This window comes from Streptomyces toyocaensis (assembly GCF_000725125.1).
Lineage (GTDB): Bacteria > Actinomycetota > Actinomycetes > Streptomycetales > Streptomycetaceae > Streptomyces > Streptomyces toyocaensis.
Window position 1 is genome coordinate 48,187 of record NZ_JFCB01000004.1, and the last position, 22,376, is coordinate 70,562.

The 22,376-nt window shown below is 71.2% G+C and carries 17 protein-coding genes; 12 read left to right on the top strand and 5 right to left on the bottom strand.

Going from position 1 to position 22,376, the window contains the following annotated elements; translation table 11 throughout:
- Positions 1 to 10 precede the first annotated feature (10 nt).
- Complete coding sequence (locus BU52_RS07040) at positions 11 to 274, bottom strand: hypothetical protein (RefSeq protein ID WP_037929913.1); 264 nt, start codon at positions 272 to 274, stop codon at positions 11 to 13.
- 182 nt (positions 275 to 456) lie between these two features.
- On the opposite strand from BU52_RS07040, the gene miaA reads away from it, so the two are divergent.
- From miaA to hflX, 6 genes are all read left to right on the top strand, one after another.
- Entirely contained in the window at positions 457 to 1,395 is a 939-nt protein-coding gene (gene miaA / locus BU52_RS07045) for a tRNA (adenosine(37)-N6)-dimethylallyltransferase MiaA (RefSeq protein ID WP_037929916.1), read from the top strand.
- Positions 1,396 to 1,503: 108 nt separating this feature from the next.
- The gene (locus tag BU52_RS07050; protein ID WP_037929919.1) at positions 1,504 to 2,007 is read left to right on the top strand and encodes a hypothetical protein; all 504 of its coding nucleotides are present in this window, start codon (positions 1,504 to 1,506) and stop codon (positions 2,005 to 2,007) included.
- Between the two features lie 63 nt (positions 2,008 to 2,070).
- On the top strand, positions 2,071 to 2,940 hold the full coding sequence (gene dapF / locus BU52_RS07055) for a diaminopimelate epimerase (protein ID WP_037929922.1): 870 nt from the start codon (positions 2,071 to 2,073) through the stop codon (positions 2,938 to 2,940).
- A 300-nt stretch (positions 2,941 to 3,240) separates the two neighbouring features.
- Positions 3,241 to 5,409: a RelA/SpoT family protein gene (locus BU52_RS07060; RefSeq protein WP_037929925.1), complete on the top strand. Its 2,169-nt coding sequence runs from the start codon at positions 3,241 to 3,243 to the stop codon at positions 5,407 to 5,409.
- Between the two features lie 100 nt (positions 5,410 to 5,509).
- Positions 5,510 to 7,030, top strand: a complete 1,521-nt coding sequence (locus BU52_RS07065; protein WP_037929928.1) for a M1 family metallopeptidase — start codon at positions 5,510 to 5,512, stop codon at positions 7,028 to 7,030.
- Positions 7,031 to 7,186: 156 nt separating this feature from the next.
- Positions 7,187 to 8,680, top strand: a complete 1,494-nt coding sequence (hflX, locus tag BU52_RS07070; RefSeq protein WP_037929930.1) for a GTPase HflX — start codon at positions 7,187 to 7,189, stop codon at positions 8,678 to 8,680.
- 66 nt (positions 8,681 to 8,746) lie between these two features.
- On the opposite strand, the gene BU52_RS07075 is transcribed toward hflX, so the two are convergent.
- On the bottom strand, positions 8,747 to 9,961 hold the full coding sequence (locus BU52_RS07075) for a trypsin-like serine peptidase (RefSeq protein WP_037929933.1): 1,215 nt from the start codon (positions 9,959 to 9,961) through the stop codon (positions 8,747 to 8,749).
- Positions 9,962 to 10,090: 129 nt separating this feature from the next.
- Complete coding sequence (locus tag BU52_RS07080; RefSeq protein ID WP_037929936.1) at positions 10,091 to 11,311, bottom strand: trypsin-like serine peptidase; 1,221 nt, start codon at positions 11,309 to 11,311, stop codon at positions 10,091 to 10,093.
- Between the two features lie 629 nt (positions 11,312 to 11,940).
- Between BU52_RS07080 and BU52_RS07090 the strand changes: the two genes are divergently transcribed.
- Positions 11,941 to 13,953 (top strand): ATP-dependent DNA helicase, encoded by a 2,013-nt coding sequence (locus BU52_RS07090; RefSeq protein WP_037929941.1) that lies wholly within the window; start codon positions 11,941 to 11,943, stop codon positions 13,951 to 13,953.
- 146 nt (positions 13,954 to 14,099) lie between these two features.
- On the opposite strand, the gene lexA is transcribed toward BU52_RS07090, so the two are convergent.
- The gene (lexA, locus tag BU52_RS07095; RefSeq protein ID WP_037929944.1) at positions 14,100 to 14,879 is read right to left on the bottom strand and encodes a transcriptional repressor LexA; all 780 of its coding nucleotides are present in this window, start codon (positions 14,877 to 14,879) and stop codon (positions 14,100 to 14,102) included.
- Between the two features lie 518 nt (positions 14,880 to 15,397).
- On the opposite strand from lexA, the gene nrdR reads away from it, so the two are divergent.
- Together nrdR and BU52_RS07105 are read left to right on the top strand one after the other, a co-directional pair.
- Entirely contained in the window at positions 15,398 to 15,964 is a 567-nt protein-coding gene (gene nrdR / locus BU52_RS07100; RefSeq protein ID WP_037929947.1) for a transcriptional regulator NrdR, read from the top strand.
- Between the two features lie 165 nt (positions 15,965 to 16,129).
- The gene (locus tag BU52_RS07105) at positions 16,130 to 19,024 is read left to right on the top strand and encodes a vitamin B12-dependent ribonucleotide reductase (protein WP_037929950.1); all 2,895 of its coding nucleotides are present in this window, start codon (positions 16,130 to 16,132) and stop codon (positions 19,022 to 19,024) included.
- A gap of 111 nt (positions 19,025 to 19,135) precedes the next feature.
- Here the strand turns inward: BU52_RS07105 and BU52_RS07110 are convergent, their stop codons facing one another.
- Positions 19,136 to 19,669 (bottom strand): TerD family protein, encoded by a 534-nt coding sequence (locus BU52_RS07110; protein ID WP_037929954.1) that lies wholly within the window; start codon positions 19,667 to 19,669, stop codon positions 19,136 to 19,138.
- Between the two features lie 155 nt (positions 19,670 to 19,824).
- Between BU52_RS07110 and BU52_RS07115 the strand changes: the two genes are divergently transcribed.
- The 3 genes from BU52_RS07115 to BU52_RS07125 all read left to right on the top strand — a co-directional run bounded on the left by BU52_RS07115 (position 19,825) and on the right by BU52_RS07125 (position 22,148).
- Entirely contained in the window at positions 19,825 to 20,430 is a 606-nt protein-coding gene (locus BU52_RS07115) for a YdbC family protein (RefSeq protein WP_037929957.1), read from the top strand.
- Positions 20,431 to 20,548: 118 nt separating this feature from the next.
- Positions 20,549 to 21,250, top strand: a complete 702-nt coding sequence (locus tag BU52_RS07120) for a histidine phosphatase family protein (protein ID WP_051858005.1) — start codon at positions 20,549 to 20,551, stop codon at positions 21,248 to 21,250.
- Entirely contained in the window at positions 21,240 to 22,148 is a 909-nt protein-coding gene (locus BU52_RS07125; RefSeq protein WP_037929961.1) for an ADP-ribosylglycohydrolase family protein, read from the top strand. The genes BU52_RS07120 and BU52_RS07125 overlap by 11 nt, the downstream gene beginning before the upstream one ends.
- The last annotated feature ends 228 nt before the right edge of the window (positions 22,149 to 22,376 follow it).

Consider the following 22,376-nt stretch of genomic DNA (forward strand, 5'->3'; position numbering starts at 1 on the left):
TCGCGGCGATCTACGTGCGGGCGCCCTCACCGGCTTCGCTGCCGGCGGCCTCGGAGGACTGCTGCTTCGGAATGTCGACGGCCTCGGTGGCGGTGACCTCACCGGCCTCCTTCACCGCGGGCTCGGCGCTCTCCCGCGCCTCGGCGGATCCCTTCGGCTCCTCTGTCCCTGCCGCGCCCGCCGTTGTGTCACCGGTCGCCCCGGACTGAGACTCGGCGGTCCGCGTCTCCTCCGTGGTCTTCGACCTCCACAAAAGTCGTGCAAAAACGCCCATATCCACTCCATACGTTACTCGTGCGGGCGAAGTTCCGCGTTGCCCGGTGTGCCCGTTCGTGTGACCCGGGTCGTCGCCACCGCGATCCGGCGGCATGAACCTCGCAACGGGCAACGACCCGGCGGACGCCACGTCACGTAACCCGATCGAGGGCGGGGTGCGAGGTTTGCGAGACTGGATCAGTGAGCAGCGCACCCCTCGCCCCCCGCGTCATCGCCGTCGTCGGACCCACCGCGGCCGGAAAGTCCGATCTGGGCGTCTTTCTGGCCCAGCGGCTCGGCGGTGAAGTCGTCAACGCCGACTCCATGCAGCTCTACCGGGGGATGGACATCGGCACCGCCAAACTGACGCCCGAGGAGCGCGGCGGTGTTCCGCACCACCTGCTGGACGTCTGGGACGTCACGGTCACCGCCTCCGTCGCCGAGTACCAGCGGCTGGCGCGGGAGCGGATCGACGCGCTGCTCGCCGACGGACGCTGGCCCGTCCTGGTCGGCGGGTCCGGTCTCTACGTCCGGGGGGCCGTCGACAACCTGGAGTTCCCCGGCACCGACCCGGATGTCCGGGCCCGGCTGGAGGACGAACTGACCCTGCGCGGCCCGGGAGCCCTGCACGCCCGTCTCGTCGTGGCCGACCCCGAGGCGGCACGGGTGATCCTGCCGAGCAACGGCCGCCGCATCGTCCGCGCGCTCGAAGTGATCGAGATCACCGGCAAGCCCTTCACCGCCAATCTTCCGGGCCACGACTCGGTCTACGACACGCTCCAGATCGGCGTCGACGTGGCCCGTCCCGAACTGGACGAGCGCATCGCCCGCCGGGTCGACCGGATGTGGGAGGCGGGCCTCGTGGACGAAGTGCGCGCACTCCGGGCGCAGGGGTTGCGCGAGGGGCGTACGGCGTCGCGCGCCCTCGGCTACCAGCAGGTGCTCACTGCGCTCGCCGGGGAGTGCACCCTCGACGAGGCCCGGTCCGAGACCGTGCGTGCCACCAAGCGCTTCGCGCGCCGTCAGGATTCATGGTTCAGGCGCGATCCCCGGGTGCACTGGTTGAGTGGGGCCGCGGAGGACCTCGCGGAACTTCCACGGCGTGCGATGTCGTTGGTCGAACGACCGGTTACAGCCTGATCACGTCCTGGCATCGGGACGCCCAGGCCGTCATCGGGGCCCGTGACGCCGTGCCATCATCGAGCTTCGATCGACCAAGTGGAGTCCTAGTTGGGAGGGCGCGTGGCGATGGAGGCCGGCCCTCGCGACACCGCACACGGCACCGAGCACCTCATCACCGAGCGGGGTGCTGCGGAGCAGGAAACCGACCGTCTCAGCCCCGACGGGCCGGAGGAGACGCAGGGCGGTGTGACCGACGACGGCCCGGAGCCGGACGAGATGTTCGCGGGCGGCGACGAGGTCGAGGTGGAGCTGCGCCCGCAGCGCAGGCTGCGCATCTGGCAGCTCGCGCCCATCGTCGGACTGGCCGCGGTCGGCTCGCTGATGTTCGCCTTCCCGCTCGCCTTCGACTTCGGCGACAGCGGTGCCGTGATCGCCATGCTGGGACTGCTGATCTGCTCCTGCTCGGCGGGCTGGGGCATGATGGCCGCCCGCAGGGTGGGCTACACCTGGCCGGGCCTGCCGGCCCGGGGCTCCGGGCGCAGACCCGACTGGCGGGTCGTGGCCGCCTACGCCGTGATGGTCGCCGCGGTGGTGACCCTGGCGGTGTGGCGGGTGGCCCGGCTCCGCTGACGCCTCTCGGGCCGCCGTCCACAGGCGACGCGCGCCGTGACGGCCACCCCTTACGATCGAGGGATGAGCACGCGGATCGCCTTCCTCAAGGGGCACGGTACGGAGAACGACTTCGTGATCGTCCCGGACCCCGAGAACGCCGTCGACCTCCCCCCGGCCGCCGTCGCCGCCCTGTGCGACCGCCGCGCGGGCATCGGCGGTGACGGACTGCTGCACGTGGTGCGGTCCGCCGCCCACCCCGAGGCCCGCGCGATGGCGGCCGAGGCGGAGTGGTTCATGGACTACCGCAACGGCGACGGCTCGGTCGCGGAGATGTGCGGCAACGGGGTGCGTGTGTTCGCGCGCTACCTGCAGCGCGCCGGGCATGTGTCCGAGGGGGACCTCGCGGTCGCCACGCGTGGGGGCGTGAAGACCGTGCACATCGCCAAGGAGGGTGACATCACCGTCGGCATGGGCCGGGCGCGGCTCCCCGAGGGCGAGGTCACCGTGAGCGTCGGCGAGCGCGACTGGCCCGCGCGGAACGTGAACATGGGCAACCCGCACGCCGTGGCCTTCGTGGACGACCTCGCCCACGCGGGCGATCTCCTCACCCCGCCCCCGGTCAGCCCGGCGACCGCCTACCCGGACGGTGTGAACGTGGAGTTCGTCGTCGACCGCGGCCCGCGCCACGTGGCGCTGCGGGTGCACGAGCGCGGGGCCGGCGAGACCCGGTCGTGCGGCACGGGCGCGTGCGCGGTCGCCGTGGCCGCCGCCCGCAGGGACGGCACCGACCCGGCGGTCAGCGGCACCCCGGCGACGTACACCGTGGACGTGCCGGGCGGCACGCTCGTGATCACCGAACGGCCGGACGGCGAGATCGAGATGACGGGCCCCGCGGTGATCGTCGCCGAGGGCGTGCTCGACGCCGAGTGGCTGGGGAACGCCCCGCGCTGACCGGGGCACCGGCTCGGTATCCCAGCCTCGCACCCGCCCGGAGGTCGCATCCGCAGGAAGGGGAGCTCCCTCGGCTTCGGGATCACGGCGGACCGTCACTCCTTCGGCCGGAAAGCGGCCTCCGATCGACCTTCGCTCGATGGGGTGATCCGTTTCACGCTCGGCCGGAGGCGGTGAGCCCGACGGGGTCGGGCTCGGTAGCATCAAGCACCGGCCCGGACGGGGGACGAACGCCGTTCCCCGAGCCCGAGTCCGCCCTGGGGCGCGCCGTCCGCCGGTCCACGCAGCCGGAGGTGCCCAATGAACGCGGAGGCCGTGAATCCTGCGACCCCAGGCGCTGTGACATCTGATCACGCCACACCCACGGGGTCCCGCAGGAAGGCCCGCCCCCGGCTGGACCTGCGCCGACTGGGCCGTGCCGCTCTGCTCGGCACCACCGCGCGCGACCGGCTCCCCGACGCCATCGGACACGTCGTCGACGCCCATCGCGCCCACCACCCCGACGCCGATCTCGAAATCCTGCGCCGTGCCTACCTGTTGGCCGAGTCCTCCCATCGCGGCCAGATGCGCAAGAGCGGTGAGCCGTACATCACCCACCCGCTGGCCGTGACCCTGATCCTGGCGGAACTGGGTGCCGAGACGACGACGTTGACCGCGTCCCTGCTCCACGACACCGTGGAGGACACGGAGGTGACGCTGGATCAGGTGGGCGACCAGTTCGGCGAGGAGGTCCGCTATCTCGTCGACGGCGTCACCAAGCTGGAGAAGGTCGACTACGGTGCCGCCGCCGAACCGGAGACCTTCCGCAAGATGCTCGTCGCCACCGGCAACGACGTCCGCGTGATGTCGATCAAACTCGCCGACCGGCTGCACAACATGCGCACCCTCGGCGTGATGCGTCCGGAGAAGCAGGAGCGCATCGCCAAGGTGACCCGGGACGTGCTGATCCCGCTCGCCGAACGACTCGGTGTCCAGGCGCTCAAGACGGAGCTGGAGGACCTGGTCTTCGCGATCCTGCACCACGACGAGTACGAGCACACACGCGAGCTGATCGTCCGCAACGCCGCCCGTGCGGACGACCCGCTCGCCGACGTCGCCGAGGACGTGCGCAAGGTGCTGCGCGAGGCGGACATCGCCGCCGACGTCCTCATCCGCCCGCGCCACTTCGTCTCCGTGCACCGGGTCTCGCGCAAGCGCGGCCCGCTGCGGGGCGCCGACTTCGGCCGCCTGCTGGTGCTGGTGAACGAGGACGCCGACTGCTACGGCGTCCTGGGGGAGCTCCACACGTGCATGACGCCCGTGGTCTCGGAGTTCAAGGACTTCATCGCCGTACCGAAGTTCAACCTGTACCAGTCGCTGCACACCGCCGTGGCCGGCGGGGACGGCCAGGTCGTCGAGGTCCTCATCCGCACCCACCGGATGCACAAGGTCGCCGAGGCCGGAGTGGTCGCCCTCGGCAATCCCTACGCCGCTCCGCCGGAGGACCAGTTCACGGGCGACGGCGAGCGTGTCGACCCCACCCGGCCCGGTTGGCTCTCCCGGCTGCTGGACTGGCAGCGGGCCGCGCCCGACCCCGACACCTTCTGGTCCACCCTGCGTGAGGACCTCGCCCAGGACCGCGAGATCACCGTGTTCCGGCCCGACGGCGGCACGCTGGGCCTGCCCGAGGGGGCGACCTGCGTCGATGCCGCCTACGCGCAGTACGGGGAGGACGCCCACGCGTGCATCGGCGCCCGCGTCAACGGCCGGCTGGCGACGCTGAGCACCGTGCTGAAGGACGGCGACACGGTCCAGCTGCTCATGGGCCAGGACGCGGCCTCCGAGCCCTCCCGGGAATGGCTGGAGCACGCCCACACCCCGGCGGCGCGCATCGCCATCCAGCGGTGGCTGACCACCCACCCCGCACCGGACGACGCGGCAAGGGCCGAGGCGCCCGCCGGGCCCCGGCCCGCCGCCGGCGACCCCGCCGTCCCGCAGCCGCCGGACGCCCCGGAGACGGCGCCCGTCCGTCCCGCCGCCGCCCAGGTCCTGACCGACCGGGCCGGCGCGACGGCACGGCTCGCGGGCTGCTGTACGCCCGTACCGCCCGACGAGGTGACCGGCTTCGCCGTGCGCGGGGGAGCGGTCGCCGTGCACCGCGCGGAGTGCGCCGCGGTGGCGCGGATGAGGAGCGCGGGGCGGGCGGAGGTCGGCGTGCGCTGGGGGGAGGGCGCAGAGTGCCGGGTCACGCTGGTCGCGGAATCGTTCGTCCGTCCGCATCTGCTCGCGGACCTCACGGAGGCCATGGCCCTCGAGGGCGCCGAGATCGTCTCCGCGACCGTGGAGCCGCCCGACCGGCAGCAGGTACGGCACACGTACACCGTGCAGTTGCCGGACGCCGCCCACCTGCCCGCCCTGATGCGCGCGATGCGGGACGTGGCCGGTGTGTACGACGTGAGCCGGGCCCAGCCGCACGGCCAGAGCGCCTGACCGAGGGGCCTGGCGTCCGAGCGGCGGTGTGATTACCCGATCGGGTGGGCCGGAAGCGCGCCGTCGCCGTCGCGCCACCGCGCGCTGATAGCCGTGGGACATGCCGCTCACCCGCCACCACGCCACCCGCCGCCGGAGGGCGGCCACGACCCTGCTCGCCTCCGCCGTCTCCGTCTGCCTGCTCGCCTCGGGCGCGCCCGCCACTCCCCTCGGCATCGGCGACCGCCTCTTCCCGCACCTGGGCAATCCCGGCTACGACGTGCTGTCCTACGACCTGGCCCTCACTTATCCCGGCAGCAACGACCAGCCGCTCCAGGCCGTCACCACGATCGACGCCCGCGTCACCGCGGACCTGGACCGCATCAACCTCGACTTCGCCCACGGCACCGTCCGCTCGGTCGACGTGGACGGCCGCCCCGCGTCCTTCACCGGCGCCGGCGAGGACCTGGTGATCACCCCTGAGGAGGCTCTCGACGAGGGCCGGTCGACGCGCATCACCGTCCGGCACACCAGTGACCCCGCTCCCGCCGGCCGCGAGGGCGGCTGGGTGCGCACCGCGGACGGTCTCGCCATGGCCAACCAGGCCGATGCCGCCCACCTGGTGTTCCCCTGCAACGACCACCCCTCCGACAAGGCGATGTTCACCTTCCGGATCACCGCCCCCGACGGTCACACCGCCGTCGCGAACGGTCTGCCGGCGGGCGTCGGCCGCGCGCGGGGGGCCACCACGTGGACGTACAGGACCCCGCACCCCATGGCGACCGAGCTCGCCCAGGTGTCCATCGGCCGCTCCACGGTCCTGCGCCGCACCGGCCCGCACGGGCTGCACCTGCGGGACGTCGTCCCCGCCGCGCACGCCGCGAAGGCCGAACCGTGGCTGGCGAGGACGCCCGGTCAGATCTCCTGGATGGAGGAGAAGGCCGGGCGCTACCCGTTCGCGACCTACGGCCTGCTCCTCGCCGACGCCTCCATCGGCTTCGCACTGGAGACCCAGACGCTCTCCCTCTTCGAGCGGGAGATGTTCACCGACCCCGGCCTCCCGGCCTGGTACGTGGAATCGATCATGGTGCACGAGCTGGCCCACCAGTGGTTCGGCAACAGCGTCAGCCCCCGTAGCTGGTCGGACCTGTGGCTCAACGAGGGGCACGCGACCTGGTACGAGGCGCTGTACGCGCAGGAGAAGGGCGGCAGATCCCTCGAGGCCCGCATGAAGGCCGCCTACGAGGCCTCCGACGGCTGGCGCGCGGCAGGAGGACCACCCGCCAGGCCCGAGCCGCCGGAGCCGGGCCGCAAGATCGGCATCTTCCGGCCGAACGTCTACGCGGGAGGGGCGCTCGTGCTGTACGCCCTGCGCGAGGAGATCGGCCGCACCGCCTTCGAGCGCCTGGAACGGGAGTGGGTCACCCGGCACCGCGACGGCACCGCCTCCACCTCCGACTTCGTCCGCCTGGCCTCCGTCATCGCCGGACGCGACCTGACCGGCTTCCTCCACCCCTGGCTCTACGGCACCGCCACCCCGCCGATGCCCGGCCATCCGGAATGGCGGGCCGCGGCCCGGGACGCGACGCCCGCCCGCCGCCCGGTCGCCCCCGCGCATCGACTGGACGCGAGCCGGGAATAAGACGGTGACGAGACGAGCCGTACCGTGCGACCATCGTCAGGTCCGCAACACCGAAGGGCAGGGGAATCTCCCGAACCCCCCGGACGTTGTGGACAGTGACGGAAGGTCCCAGGACCGGTTCCGTCGCAGAATCCTCACCGACGACGTAAGGACCCAATGACCTCCTCTTCTTCCCCTTCCCAGGACACCAAGCGCCTCGCGCACACCTACCCCGAGGGTCTTCGGGCCGATGCCCTGATGGAAGAGGACGTCGCCTGGAGCCTCGAGATCGACGGAGAGCGGGACGGCGACCAGTTCGACCGCTCCGAGCGCGCGGCCCTGCGCCGCGTCGCCGGCCTCTCCACGGAGCTCGAGGACGTCACCGAGGTCGAGTACCGGCAGCTCCGCCTGGAGCGCGTCGTGCTCGTCGGGGTATGGACCTCGGGCACCATGCAGGACGCGGAGAATTCGCTGGCGGAGCTCGCCGCCCTCGCGGAAACCGCCGGCGCCCTTGTCCTCGACGGCGTGATCCAGCGCCGTGACAAGCCGGACGCGGCCACCTACATCGGCTCCGGCAAGGCCGAGGAACTGCGCGACATCGTGCTCGACACGGGCGCGGACACCGTCATCTGCGACGGTGAGCTCAGCCCCGGCCAGCTGATCCACCTCGAGGACGTCGTCAAGGTCAAGGTCATCGACCGTACGGCCCTGATCCTCGACATCTTCGCCCAGCACGCCAAGTCCCGAGAGGGCAAGGCGCAGGTCGCGCTCGCGCAGATGCAGTACATGCTGCCGCGGCTGCGCGGCTGGGGTCAGTCGCTGTCCCGGCAGATGGGCGGCGGCAAGGGCGGCGGCCTCGCCACCCGCGGCCCCGGTGAGACCAAGATCGAGACGGACCGGCGCCGGATCCGCGAGAAGATGGCGAAGATGCGCCGGGAGATCGCGGAGATGAAGACCGGCCGCGAGATCAAGCGCCAGGAGCGCAGGCGCAACAAGGTGCCGTCCGTGGCGATCGCGGGCTACACCAACGCCGGCAAGTCCTCGCTGCTCAACCGCCTCACAGGTGCGGGCGTACTGGTGGAGAACGCCCTGTTCGCGACCCTCGACCCGACCGTGCGCCGGGCCGAGACCCCGAGCGGCCGGCTGTACACGCTGGCCGACACGGTCGGATTCGTCCGGCACCTGCCGCACCACCTCGTCGAGGCGTTCCGCTCCACGATGGAGGAGGTCGGCGACGCCGACCTGATCCTGCACGTGGTGGACGGTTCGCACCCGGTCCCCGAGGAGCAGCTGGCCGCCGTGCGCGAGGTGATCAGGGACGTCGGCGCCACCGACGTACCGGAGATCGTCGTGATCAACAAGGCCGACGCGGCCGACCCGCTGACGCTCCAGCGGCTGCTGCGGGTGGAGAAGCGCTCCATCGCCGTGTCGGCCCGCACCGGCCGGGGCATCCGGGAGCTGCTGGCGCTCATCGACGACGAGCTGCCCCGCCCGTCGGTGGAGATCGAGGCGCTCGTGCCGTACACCCACGGCAAGCTGGTCGCCCGCGCCCATGACGAGGGTGAGGTGATCTCCGAGGAGCACACCCCGGAGGGCACCCTGCTCAAGGTCCGGGTGCACGAGGAACTGGCGGCGGAACTCATGCCGTACGTTCCCACTCCGGCCGGCTGATCACTCCGGCAGCACGACGAAGGCCCGCCCCCGCTCACGGCAGGGGCGGGCCTTCGCGCGGTGCCGTCACCGGCCGCCGTAGGTCCTGCTCATGTTCTGGTACACCGCCTCGGCGTCCTCACCGAGCCGCGGCCCCGCAAGCCAGGTGTTGTCGGTCGGGCCGATCGAGGTGTTGGAGACCAGCACCGTCTCGCCGTCGAGCACCCGGAACCAGCCGCCACCGGACGAACCGCCGGTCATGGTGCAGCCGATGCGGTACATCGACGGCAGGTCCGCACTGAGGGAGAAGCGGCCCGGCGCGTCGAGGCACTTGAACATCTGCAGGCCGTTGTAGGGCGGTGCGGCCGGGTAGCCCCAGGCGCCCATCTGGCCCGCCGCGGCCGCGGACGGTGCGGAGAAGTCCACGTCGAGCGCCGCGCCCACGGTCTCCTCCAGCGACTTGCCTCCCTGCTCCGGCTTGACGTGCAGCACGGCGTAGTCGTACGCGGCCCCGGCACCGCCGGATTCCGAACCGCCCTGGATCCAGCCGTTGGACGTCGAGGCCCAGTCCGCCCACCAATTGCCGTACGGGGCGATCTCGGAGGCGCTCGCGCTGCCGAGCTCCGCCTCGGACCTGCCGAGGTCGTTGTAGGCCGGGACGAAGACGAGGTTCCGGTACCAGCCGCCGTTGCCGCCGGCGTGCACGCAGTGCCCGGCCGTCCAGACGAGGTTGGACTTGCCCGGGTGGTTCACGTCCTTGACGACCGTGCCGGAACAGACGGCGGGGCCCTCCGGGGAGTCGAAGAACACCTTCCCGACCGGCGCGGCGTTGTCGTGGTACGGCGTCTTCTCGGCCTCCGCCCGGACCGGGACGGGCTCCGGTTCGCTGAGCCCCTGGGCGGCCGAGGCGTCCTTGGTGGTGACGGTCTTGTCGGCCTCCTCGGCGGAGCGCATCCGCTCCGGCTCCCACAGGCCCTCGATCACCGGGTTGACGAAGTCCTGCGCCTCACTGAGCCACTTGTCCCGGTCCCAGTCCTTCCAGCCGCCGTCCTTCCACTTGTCCACGTCGATCCCGTGCTCCTCGAGCCGGTCCGCCAGGTCGGACGGGAGCGTGACCTTGCCGCCTCCGTTGCCGTCGGCGGCCCGGGACGCGGCGGCGTCGGGCTTGTGGCTCGCCTCGTCCTCACCGGAACCACCGCACGCGGTGGCGGTGAGCGCCAGGGCGGCGACCAGCCCGGTGGCGGCGAGGACGGTGCGACGACGTCCTCGCGCGCGTGCGGCGGACATACGTGTGGAACGCATGGTGTGTTGACCCCCGTTGTACCGAATGAATGTCGTGCCGCGCGAGAACGTCCCGCCGTTGCGGGGGCGGCGCACAGGGCGCCGCCGTCCGGTCCGGGTGCGCGGCGGTACCCGGTCCGGACGGGCCGGTCACCGACCGGCGAACTTCTCGCTGACCGCGTCGTACACGCCCTTGGCCTCGTCACCCAGCCGCGGGCCGGCCAGCCAGCCCGACGTCACCGGGCCGATGGAGGTGTTGGACACCAGCGCGGGCTTCCCGTCCGCACCTGCCGCGATCCAGCCGCCGCCGGACGAACCGGCGGTCATGCTGCACCCGATGCGGTACATCGTCGGGTCGGACGTGCTGATCGACAGCCGGCCGGGCTTGTCCGCGCAGCGGTACAGCGACTGACCGTCGTACGGCGGAGCGGCCGGGTAACCGATCGCCGTCATCTTCTCGATCTCCGACACGGCGGGAGCGCCGAAGTCCACCGGAAGCGCCGACCCGACCGTCTCCTCAAGCGACTTGCCGTCGCCGCCCTTCTCGGGCGTCACGTGGAGGACCGCGAAGTCGTACGAGGCGCCGTCACCGCCCGTGGCGCCGCCCTGCTCGATCCACTGGTCCGAGGTCTGCACCCAGTCGCCCCACCAGACACCGTGCGGAGCGATCTCCTCCTTCGTGGCGCTCTCGAGTTCCTGCGCCGACTTGCCGGAGTCGTTGTAGGAGGGCACGAAGGCGATGTTGCGGTACCAGCCGCCCTTCTTGCCGGCGTGCACGCAGTGGCCCGCGGTCCACACCATGTTGGACTTGCCCGGGTTGGCCGGGTCCTGCACCACGGTCGCCGAGCAGACCATCGTCCCCTCGGGGGAGTCGAACAAGACCTTGCCGGCCGTCGGGGCGTTGGCGTGGTACGACGGCGGGACAGCCGCCGCCCGCACCGGTTGCGGCGTCGGGTCGGTCACGCCCTGGTCACCGGAGATGTCGCTCTCGACGACGCCCTGGTCCGGCTCCTCGGCGTCCCGCATGCGGTCCGGGTCCCACAGGTCCTCGATGATCGGATTGACGAAGTCCTGCGCCTCACGCAGCCAGTCGTCCTTGTCCCAGTTCTTCCAGGCGCCGTTCTTCCACTTGTCGATGTCGATCCCGTGTTCCTTGAGCCGGTCCCTGATGTCGTCCGGGATCGTGAGCTTGCCGTCTTCCGCGGCGGCGGACGCGGAGGCGTCCGCGCTCACGTCGGTACCCCCCGAGCCACAGGCGGTGGCGGTGAGCGCGAGCGCGGAGGCGAGTGCCACGGAGGCCAGAACGGGGGAGGTTCCGCGCCGTGCCCTCCCCCCTCGGCGAGCAGTGGACGACGGCCGTATGGATCGCATGATGTGACTCCCCCTGAAATGAACGTACTTGGCGCTGTGGCCGTCTTCGCCCCCGGACTCGTGGGGAGTTCACGGGAGCTCCCACGGCCTTCGGGAACGGCACCACACACTATGCGTTCGCCGTGGGGGGCGTCCGACGGAACGGCAACGGTTCGGCTACAAGCCGTCTGACCTGGTGCATCGTCCGGACATCTGCCGATTTGCGGCCGGTGTGCGGTGCGTGCGCGGCGGGCCCGGGCGCTCGCGGATGCCGGGGCGACCCGTAACCCGGTGAGCGGCCCGGGGTTGGTAGCGGTGGGGCCGCTGTCCGCGCGCGGAGTCCCCCGGACGCCGTGTCCCCGGACCGCCCGGGCCGCTCCGGCCCACCCCGCACGCCACGAGGACCAGCCATGCACACGATGTCCGCACCGGCCGACCACTCGAGCCCCGTGCTTCCGGGCCGGGGGTGGAGCCGCCCGGTGCCGAGCGGCCCAGCGGCCCTCCGTCCCGGCCCCACGACACCGGACTCCGCGTCTCGTCGGGCCGCCCGTACGTCCCCTCCCCCGACCGAGGAGCCTCGTCTTGATCGCGTCCCCAGCCCTCGCGGTGATCGCACGAATGTCAGTGCCGGGTCGTAGGGTGGTCGCGCTATGACGAAGCCCTCACTCCCCGAACTCCTGCACGCTGCCGTCACTGCCGTCGGCGGCACGGAGCGCCCCGGCCAGGTGGCCATGGCCGAAGCCGTCGCCGAGGCGATCGACGACGGCTCCCACCTGCTGGTCCAGGCCGGCACCGGCACCGGAAAGTCACTGGGCTACCTGGTGCCCGCCCTCGCGCACGGGGAGCGGGTGGTGGTGGCGACGGCGACCCTGGCCCTGCAGCGCCAGCTCGTGGAGCGGGACCTGCCGCGCACGGTGGAGTCGCTGCACCCGCTGCTGCGCCGGCGTCCCGAGTTCGCGATGCTCAAGGGCCGCTCCAACTACCTGTGTCTGCACCGGCTCCACGAGGGCGTTCCGCAGGACGAGGAGGAGGGACTGTTCGACCAGTTCGAGGCAGCGGCCCCCACCAGCAGACTGGGCCAGGACCTGCTGCGCCTGCGCGACTGGTCGGACGAGACGGAGACCGGCGACCGGGACGATCTCACCCCGGGTGTGTCCGACCGCGCCTGGTCCCAGGTGTCCGTGTCGTCGCGGGAGTGCCTGGGCGCCACGAAGTGCGCCTACGGCGCCGAGTGCTTCGCCGAGAGTTCCCGTGAGCGCGCGAAACTGGCCGAGGTGGTCGTCACCAACCACGCCCTGCTCGCGATCGACGCCATCGAGGGTGCGCCTGTGCTCCCGCAGCACGAGGTGCTCATCGTCGACGAGGCCCACGAGCTGGTCTCCCGGGTCACCGGTGTCGCCACCGGGGAGCTGACCCCCGGGCAGGTCAACCGCGCGGTGCGGCGCGCCGCGAAGCTGGTCAACGAGAAGGCGGCGGACCAGCTCCAGACCGCCGCCGAGGGGTTCGAGCGGCTGATGGAGCTGGCCCTTCCGGGCCGGCTGGAGGAGATCCCGGAGGACCTCGGCTACGCGCTCATGGCGCTGCGTGACGCCTGCAGGACGGTCATCTCCGCGATCGGGAGCACCCGCGACAAGTCCGTCCAGGACGAGGACGCCGTCCGCAAACAGGCACTGGCCTCCGTGGAGGGCGTGCACGACGTGGCGGAGCGGATCACGAACGGTTCCGAATGGGACGTCGTGTGGTACGAGCGGCACGACCGCTTCGGCGCGTCCCTGCGCGTGGCGCCCATGTCCGTCTCGGGCCTGCTGCGCGAGAAGCTGTTCACCGACCGGTCCGTCGTGCTGACGTCCGCGACGCTGAAGCTGGGGGGCGACTTCAACGGCGTGGGCGCCTCGCTGGGACTCGGTGCCGAGGGGGCCGAGGGCGACGACCTCCCGCGGTGGAAGGGCGTGGACGTCGGCTCGCCGTTCGACTACCCCAGGCAGGGCATCCTGTACGTCGCGAAGCACCTGGCGCGCCCGGCTCGTGACGGGGACCGCGCGGACATGCTGGACGAACTCACCGAGCTGATCCAGGCGGCGGGCGGCCGCACCCTGGGCCTGTTCTCCTCCATGCGGGCCGCGCAGCTCGCCGCCGAGGAGCTGCGGTCGCGCATTCCGGAGTATCCGATCCTCCTGCAGGGCGAGGAGACGCTCGGCGAGCTGATCAAGAACTTCGCGGCCGACCCGAAGACCTGCCTCTTCGGCACGCTGTCGCTCTGGCAGGGCGTCGACGTGCCGGGCCCGAGCTGCCAGCTGGTGGTCATGGACAAGATTCCCTTCCCGCGCCCGGACGACCCCTTGATGAGCGCCCGTCAGAAGGCCGTGGAGGAGGCCGGCGGCAACGGGTTCATGGCGGTCGCCGCCACCCATGCCGCGCTGCTCATGGCGCAAGGCGCCGGCCGCCTGGTCCGGGCCTCGGGCGACCGGGGAGTGGTGGCCGTACTGGACCAGCGGCTGGCCACCGCTCGCTACGGGAGCTATCTGAAGGCGTCGCTGCCCGATTTCTGGTACACGACGGATCGCAACCAGGTCAGAAAGTCGCTGGCCGCCATCGACGCGGCGGCCGGGCGGGCCGAGGCCGAGAGGGAAGCCGGCCCGTCGGAGCAGACCGGGGGGCAGTGATCCCGGTGGCGTGCCACGGTACGCCACCGTTTCGAGCGCATCCGTCACCCGTGGATCCGGACAGCACAGGACCCCGGAACCGGCGCAGGGGTTCCGGGGCCCGGTCAGGGGGCGGGGCGGCGGTCGGGGCCGGCCCCGCGCTGTGCTCAGACGCGGCGCAGAACGGCCACCACCTTGCCCAGAATGGTCGCGTCGTCGCCGGGGATCGGCTCGTAGGCGGCGTTGTGCGGGAGCAGCCACACGTGGCCGTCCTCGCGCTTGAAGCGCTTGACGGTCGCCTCGCCGTCGAGCATGGCCGCCACGATGTCACCGTTCTCGGCGACCGGCTGGCGGCGGACCGTGACCCAGTCGCCGTCACAGATCGCCGCCTCGATCATGGAGTCACCCACGACCTTCAGCACGAACAGCTCTCCGTCACCGACGAGCTGCCGGGGGAGCGGGAAGACGTCCTCGACGGACTCCTCGGCGAGGATCGGGCCACCGGCCGCGATGCGGCCGACCAGCGGGACGTAGGACGCGGCCGGCTTCCCGGCGGTGTCCGTGGGCTGCACGGAGGCGGCCTGGTCGGAGCCGCGCACCTCGTACGCCCGCGGGCGGTGCGGGTCGCGGCGCAGGAAGCCCTTGCGCTCGAGCGCCATGAGCTGGTGTGCCACCGAGGAGGTGCTGGAGAGGCCGACCGCCTGGCCGATCTCACGCATCGACGGCGGGTACCCCCGTCGCTGCACCGAGTCCCTGATGACCTCGATCACCCGGCGCTGGCGGTCGGTGAGACCGGAGCTGTCCGCCCGGATGCCGGGAGGTCGGCCCGGGAGGGACCGCTTGGGCCCCTCGGGATTCGTGGCTTCGTTCATCGCGTGCACCGCCTCGAGTCGGCCCTGGGAGCGGTCCTGGGCAGTGATGGCGGCACTGTCTGCGGTGGTGGTCACGTCGGCCCCTCTCGATGGTCTCCCTGCAGCACAACGGTAGTTGCTTTCGAAAGGTTGCGCCAAACACACGTTCGAGTGAAAAAATGCGAATTGCCGTACGCAATCCCTCACCGAGGTGTATTGGTCGCCGCGCTTCCTGCCGGACAAACAGGCCATTTGTTGTACTCTTCACCGCCGAGGTGATGACCTCCGGCGGTGCGGCCCCCAGTCTGCCATCGGGCGCCCCGAAGTACCGGAAGCGGCCACCCCCGGTGCGGGAGTCGCACGCCTCCTCCCCTTCGCGGGCACGGCATCTCCCTGTCGCGCGGCCCGCCGCCCGTGTGTCCGCGCGACACGCGTGCAGGGCGTGAATGTATGAGCCAATCCCCACATCTAGTGGTTGGATTGCGGCAGCAGCCCAGAAGTTGTGGTCCCCCCGGTCTCGGCGCCCTCTGCGATCGCCTATGCTGGTGCTGCTTCGTGAGGCCCGTGAGGCCCAGCGAGGTCATTGAGTCTGCTGTGAGGAGGGTTGGGAGTTCATGCACTGCCCCTTCTGCAGGCACCCCGACAGCCGTGTCGTCGACAGCCGTACGACCGACGACGGCACGTCGATCCGCCGGCGTCGCCAGTGCCCGGACTGCTCCCGTCGTTTCACGACCGTGGAGACGTGTTCGCTCATGGTGGTCAAGCGGTCCGGAGTCACCGAGCCTTTCAGCCGTACCAAGATCATCAACGGGGTGCGCAAAGCCTGTCAGGGGCGGCCCGTCACCGAGGACGCCCTCGCCCAGCTCGGCCAGCGGGTCGAGGAGGCGGTACGGGCCACCGGGAGTGCCGAGCTCACCACCCACGACGTGGGACTGGCCATACTCGGCCCGTTGCAGGAGCTCGACCTCGTCGCCTACCTGCGGTTCGCGTCCGTCTACCGGGCGTTCGACTCGCTCGAGGACTTCGAGGCCGCGATCGGGGAACTCCGGGGGGCGCAGCGGCCCGCGGCGGACGACGGGGGCGACGGGGACGGCGACGGAGCCGTCCCGGGGAGCCAGGAAGACGACAGCGGGCCCGACGGGGCCGTCCAGGTCCCCGAACCCGCTCCCGCCGCCGACTGACCGGCGGTCCGGCCCCGGACGCCAGGTACGGGGTTCCGGCCGGGCGGCGGCGATGAGAAGACCTGTTGCGGGCAGGTGAGTGGGTGCCCGCAGCATCAGACAGAACACCGTGCCACGGGAACATCGGGGCACTTCAGGGCGTTTTCGCCCGTACAGGGAGGCGGCATGACAGAGACGGCGAGCGGTCCGGCACGGAGTTCCCGAGCCAAGGGCAACAAGACCGGCAGGGGACTGCGTGTCGAGCGCATCCACACCACCCCTGGAGTCCACCCCTACGACGAGGTGGCCTGGGAGCGCCGTGACGTCGTCATGACGAACTGGCGCGACGGCTCGGTCAACTTCGAGCAGCGCGGCGTCGAGTTCCCCGACTTCTGGTCGGTGAACGCGGTCAACATCGTCACCAGCAAGTACTTCCGCGGTGCCGTCGGCACCCCGCAGCGCGAGACCGGCCTCAAGCAGCTGATCGACCGCATCGTGAAGACCTACCGGAAGGCCGGTGAGGACCACAAGTACTTCGCCTCGCCCGCCGACGCCGAGATCTTCGAGCACGAGCTGGCGTACGCCCTCCTGCACCAGATCTTCAGCTTCAACAGTCCCGTGTGGTTCAACGTGGGCACGCCCCAGCCCCAGCAGGTCTCCGCCTGCTTCATCCTGTCCGTCGACGACTCCATGGAGTCGATCCTCGACTGGTACAAGGAAGAGGGCATGATCTTCAAGGGCGGCTCCGGAGCCGGCCTGAACCTCTCCCGCATCCGCTCCTCCAAGGAACTGCTCTCCTCCGGCGGCAACGCCTCGGGACCGGTCTCCTTCATGCGCGGCGCCGACGCCTCCGCCGGAACGATCAAGTCCGGTGGCGCCACCCGCCGCGCCGCCAAGATGGTCGTCCTCGACGTGGACCACCCGGACATCGAGGACTTCGTCGAGACCAAGGTCAAGGAGGAGGAGAAGATCCGCGTCCTGCGCGACGCGGGCTTCGACATGGACCTGGGCGGCGACGACATCGCCTCCGTCCAGTACCAGAACGCCAACAACTCGGTCCGCGTCAACGACGAGTTCATGCAGGCGGTCGAGCAGGGCGGCAAGTTCGGCCTGCGTGCCAGGATGACCGGTGAGGTCATCGAGGAGGTCGACGCCAAGGCGCTCTTCCGCAAGATCGCCGAGGCCGCGTGGGCCTGCGCGGACCCCGGCATCCAGTACGACGGCGTCATCAACAACTGGCACACCTGCCCCGAGTCCGGCCGGATCACCGCGTCGAACCCGTGCAGCGAGTACATGCACCTGGACAACACGTCCTGCAACCTGGCCTCGCTGAACCTGATGAAGTTCCTCAAGGACGACGGCCAGGGCAACCAGTCCTTCGAGGCCGAGCGCTTCCAGAAGGTCGTCGAGCTGGTCATCACCGCGATGGACATCTCGATCTGCTTCGCGGACTTCCCCACCCAGAAGATCGGCGAGAACACGCGCGCGTTCCGCCAGCTCGGCATCGGCTACGCCAACCTCGGCGCCCTGCTGATGGCGACCGGCCACGCCTACGACTCCGAGGGTGGCCGAGCCCTCGCCGGCTCGATCACCTCGCTGATGACGGGCACGGCTTACCGCCGCTCCGCCGAACTCGCCGCGGTCGTCGGCCCGTACGACGGCTACGCCCGCAACGCCGACGCCCACAAGCGCGTCATGAAGCAGCACGCCGACGCCAACGGCACCGCCGTGCGCATGGACGACCTGGACAGCCCGGTCTGGGCCGCCGCCACCGAGGCCTGGCAGGACGTCCTGCGCATCGGTGAGAAGAACGGCTTCCGCAACTCCCAGGCCTCCGTACTCGCCCCGACCGGCACCATCGGTCTGGCGATGTCCTGCGACACCACCGGTGTCGAGCCCGACCTGGCGCTGGTGAAGTTCAAGAAGCTGGTCGGCGGCGGCTCGATGCAGATCGTCAACGGCACCGTCCCGCAGGCCCTGCGCCGCCTGGGCTACCAGGAGGAGCAGATCGAGGCGATCGTCGCCCACATCGCCGACCACGGCAATGTGATCGACGCCCCCGGCCTCAAGCAGGAGCACTACGAGGTCTTCGACTGCGCCATGGGCGAGCGCGCCATCTCCCCGATGGGCCACGTCCGCATGATGGCCGCGATCCAGCCCTGGATCTCCGGTGCCATCTCCAAGACGGTCAACATGCCGGAGACGGCGACCGTCGAGGAGGTCGAGGAGATCTACTTCGAGGCCTGGAAGCTGGGCGTGAAGGCGCTCGCCATCTACCGCGACAACTGCAAGGTCGGACAGCCGCTCTCCGCGAAGACCAAGGAGAAGGAGAAGACCGAGGTCACGGAGAAGGCCGAGGAGACGATCCGCGCCGCGGTCGAGAAGGTGGTCGAGTACCGACCGGTCCGCAAGCGCCTTCCGAAGGGCCGTCCCGGCATCACCACCTCCTTCACGGTCGGCGGCGCCGAGGGCTACATGACCGCCAACTCCTACCCGGACGACGGTCTCGGCGAGGTCTTCCTGAAGATGTCCAAGCAGGGCTCGACGCTCGCGGGCATGATGGACGCCTTCTCCATCGCCGTCTCGGTGGGCCTGCAGTACGGCGTCCCGCTGGAGACGTACGTCTCGAAGTTCACCAACATGCGCTTCGAGCCGGCCGGGATGACGGACGACCCGGACGTGCGGATGGCGCAGTCGATCGTCGACTACATCTTCCGCCGCCTGGCGCTGGACTTCCTGCCCTTCGAGACGCGCTCCGCGCTCGGCATCCACTCCGCCGAGGAGCGTCAGCGTCACCTGGAGACCGGTTCGTACGAGCCGTCCGACGACGAGGTCGACGTCGAGGGCCTGGCCCAGTCGGCGCCGCGTGCCCAAGAGCTGAAGGCGGTCGCCATGCCGAAGGCCGAGGCCGAGGCGGCGGTGCCCGCACCGAAGCAGGCCCACACCAGCGCGGAACTGGTCGAGATGCAGCTGGGCATCCAGGCCGACGCCCCGCTGTGCTTCTCCTGCGGTACGAAGATGCAGCGGGCAGGATCCTGCTACATCTGCGAGGGCTGCGGCTCGACGAGCGGCTGCAGCTGACGCGACCGGGCGCTGTCCCGGAGTGAGTGAACACGCCAGGGCGGTGGTGCCGGGTTTCCGGCACCACCGCCCTCGGTGTTCCCCTGGGGCGCGCAGCCCGGGCGCGCCGGGTCACGCCCGGCGCGGGGCCCCCATCGCGCGCGAGAAGGCCGCCGGGTCGCCCTCGAACCCCTGGACGCCGGGACGGAACTCCCAGGGGCCCGATCCCTCCCGGACGAACTCCGCGACCGTCGCGGCCGTGGCCCCGGGGACACCGCCGAAGTCGTCCTCGGCCAGGACGGTGTATCCCTCGCGGATGCGCAGACCCGCGTTGGCCACCCCGGAGAAGGTCCGCGGTGCCTGGTGCTGCTGGACGACCACACCGACCACCACGCGCGCGTACCGCTCGTCGAGCCGGTCCAGTTCCAGCGTCATGACCTCGTCCCAACCGAAGCCCAGGCCGTCCTTGCTGTCCCGGTTGAGCGTGATCGTGCCGTCGGGGGAGCGACTGTCGAAGTGCACCACATAGGCGGGGTCGCCGTGCGGGTCGCTCGCCGGATAGGGGGCGGCGACGAGATCGAGGTCGGTGGAGGGCCCTCCCGACGGACTCGGGTCCCACCTCAGCGCGATCTCGACCTTGCGGATGCCCTTGTTGAGGCCGTTCACCAGTCTTCCCCTTCCTCGTGACCGTCCGCCGGCGCATCCAACTGCCGGACGTCTGCGGCAGGTTGCCCATCCTGCCACGCGCCGGGCGGCGGGGACCGGCAAGCAGTCCCTCCGAGGGTGACCGGTGCCACGCTCCCTGGCCTTACGATGGCGCGGTGCTGGTCAAGTGGATTCGCTGCACCGTGGTGGACCGCCGCGGGTTCGAGCGGGGGCAGCGGAAGTGGGCGGGGCTTCTGGGGGAGCCGGGGTTTCGCGCGCAGGGAGGGGGATGGAGCCGGGGCCGGCCGGACGTGGCGCACATCTTCTCCTTCTGGGAGAGCCGCGCCTTCTACGACTCGTTCATGGCGCGCTCCCACGACCGGCTCGCCTCGGCACAGTCGGGCACCTTCAAGGACGCCCAGGTCAGACTCTTCGACCACCGCTTCGACGTGAAGACCGGGTTCGAACCGCGCTTCACCGACGCCGATCTGCTCAGGGTCGCCCTGTGCCGGGTCCACGAGGAGCGGGCGGAGCATTTCGTCCTGATGCAGGAGAAGGTCTGGAACCCGGCGATGGCCGGCTCGCCCGGCATGGTCCGGGGTCTCTTCGGCGAGGCACCAGGGAACGAGTTCCTGGTGCTGTCGATGTGGCGCTCGGCCGCCGAGCACGGCAAGTACCGCACGGAGCGCGTGGAGCGGCTCGCCCTGCGGGCGCAGACGGAGGCCGACGTCGCGGCCCTGGCGGGGGACATCGTCGACATGGAGGCGGCCTGGACGGTTTGATCCTCCGGTCCGGGAGCAGGTGTTCCGGTGCGTCGCGCGGTGGAGGACCTGTGTGACGCACGCCGTACGGGGCCCGCACGATTCCCCGTCGGGACGTCATTCGATCTAGGGTCTTGGCATGGCACGACCACGGCGCATCGTCCTTGTCCGGCACGGCGAGTCAATGGGCAACGCCGATGACTCCGTCTACGAGCGCGAACCCGATCACGCCCTGTCCCTGACCGAGCGAGGCAGGCGGCAGGCGGAGGAGACGGGGAAGCGGCTGCGGGACCTGTTCGGCGACGAGCGGGTCAGCGTCTACGTCTCCCCGTACCGCCGGACGCACCAGACGCTGAGCGCCTTCGGGCTCGACCCCGGGCTGATACGCGTGCGCGAGGAGCCCAGGCTGCGCGAGCAGGACTGGGGCAACTGGCAGGACCGCGAGGACGTGCGCCTGCAGAAGGCCTACCGGGACGCGTACGGTCACTTCTTCTACCGCTTCGCCCAGGGCGAGTCCGGTGCCGACGTCTACGACCGGGTCGGCGGCTTCCTGGAGAGTCTGTTCCGCAGCTTCGAGGCTTCCGACCATCCGCCGAACGTCCTCATCGTCACCCACGGTCTGGCCATGCGGCTGTTCTGCATGCGGTGGTTCCACTGGACCGTGGCGGAGTTCGAGTCGCTGTCGAATCCGGGGAACGCCGAGATGCGGGTGCTCGTTCTGGGGGAGAACGGCAAGTACACCCTCGACCGGCCCTTCGACCGCTGGCGGGAACCGGAACCCTACGGGATCACCGGGTGGACAGAGGGGCACCGGATAGAGTGGCAGGGCGATGACCGCTGATTCCTCCCCCGCCGGGCGCCTGGAGCGCGCCCTGGCCAGCCTGCGCGGACTGTCCGTGGGCGACGCGCTCGGCTCCCAGTTCTTCGTGCCGGTGAACTACCCGCTGCTCAAGCGCGGCGAACTGCCCCCGGGCCCGTGGCAGTGGACCGACGACACCGAGATGGCGTGTTCGGTCGTCGCCGTGCTGGCCGCGCACCACCGGATCGACCAGGACGCCCTCGCGCGGTCCTTCGCCGAGCACCAGGACTTCGACCGGGGGTACGGTCCCGCGGTCGGGCGGCTGCTGCGGCTGGTCCGCGAGGGCGGCGACTGGCGCGAGCTCTCCGCCGCGCTCTTCAACGGCCAGGGGTCGTGGGGCAACGGAGCCGCGATGCGCATCGCGCCGCTGGGCGCCTGGTACGCGGACGACCCGGAGCAGGCCACCCACCAGGCCGAGATCTCCTCCTACCCCACCCATCAGCACCGTGAGGCCGTCGTGGGAGCCATGGCCGTCGCCGCGGCCGCCGCGCTGGTCGCGGCCCCCGGCGGACACCCCGGCGCCGAGGCGCTGCTCGACGGGGTCGTCGGTCTGGTGCCCGCCAGGAGCGCGGTCGGCGCGGGACTGCGCAGGGCCCGGGACATGCTCGACTACGACGACGCGGCGACCGTCGCTGCCGTGCTCGGGTGCGGGCGGCGTACGACGGCGCACGACACCGTGCCCTTCGCGCTCTGGTCGGCGGCCCGGGCGCTCGGGGACTACGAGCGGGCCTTCTGGACGACCGCGCAGGTGGGCGGTGACGTGGACACCACCTGCGCGATCGTGGGCGGCGTGGTCGCCGCCGGCAAGGCCGGGGCGCCGCCCGCCGAGTGGGCCGACCGGGTCGAGCCGCTGCCGGAGTGGCTGCGCACCTCGACCTGAGTCCGGCGCCCTCACTCTTCCGAACTCTCCGTGTGCCTCGGGAACTCTCCGTGACCGGTCGCTCGTTGTCGGGGCATCCATCTGTGGGACGTGGAGCCCGACACGCGCGGGTGCGTCTGCCGGGCGACGACGGACCGGAGGAGAGGAGGCGGAGGTGGCGACCAGGGACGTGGGGCCGGCCGTGCTGCTCACCCCGGGGGCCGTCGTGGTGTGGTTCGTCGTGGTGTG

Bases quoted from the DNA above. Each gene is read 5' to 3' on its own strand.
- BU52_RS07040 (WP_037929913.1), bottom strand. From the start codon at position 274: ATGGGCGTTTTTGCACGACTTTTGTGGAGGTCGAAGACCACGGAGGAG.
- BU52_RS07050 (WP_037929919.1), top strand. From the start codon at position 1,504: ATGGAGGCCGGCCCTCGCGACACCGCACACGGCACCGAGCACCTCATC.
- dapF (WP_037929922.1), top strand. From the start codon at position 2,071: ATGAGCACGCGGATCGCCTTCCTCAAGGGGCACGGTACGGAGAACGAC.
- BU52_RS07060 (WP_037929925.1), top strand. From the start codon at position 3,241: ATGAACGCGGAGGCCGTGAATCCTGCGACCCCAGGCGCTGTGACATCT.
- BU52_RS07065 (WP_037929928.1), top strand. From the start codon at position 5,510: ATGCCGCTCACCCGCCACCACGCCACCCGCCGCCGGAGGGCGGCCACG.
- hflX (WP_037929930.1), top strand. From the start codon at position 7,187: ATGACCTCCTCTTCTTCCCCTTCCCAGGACACCAAGCGCCTCGCGCAC.
- BU52_RS07075 (WP_037929933.1), bottom strand. From the start codon at position 9,961: ATGCGTTCCACACGTATGTCCGCCGCACGCGCGCGAGGACGTCGTCGC.
- BU52_RS07080 (WP_037929936.1), bottom strand. From the start codon at position 11,311: ATGCGATCCATACGGCCGTCGTCCACTGCTCGCCGAGGGGGGAGGGCA.
- BU52_RS07090 (WP_037929941.1), top strand. From the start codon at position 11,941: ATGACGAAGCCCTCACTCCCCGAACTCCTGCACGCTGCCGTCACTGCC.
- nrdR (WP_037929947.1), top strand. From the start codon at position 15,398: ATGCACTGCCCCTTCTGCAGGCACCCCGACAGCCGTGTCGTCGACAGC.
- BU52_RS07105 (WP_037929950.1), top strand. From the start codon at position 16,130: ATGACAGAGACGGCGAGCGGTCCGGCACGGAGTTCCCGAGCCAAGGGC.
- BU52_RS07120 (WP_051858005.1), top strand. From the start codon at position 20,549: ATGGCACGACCACGGCGCATCGTCCTTGTCCGGCACGGCGAGTCAATG.
- BU52_RS07125 (WP_037929961.1), top strand. From the start codon at position 21,240: ATGACCGCTGATTCCTCCCCCGCCGGGCGCCTGGAGCGCGCCCTGGCC.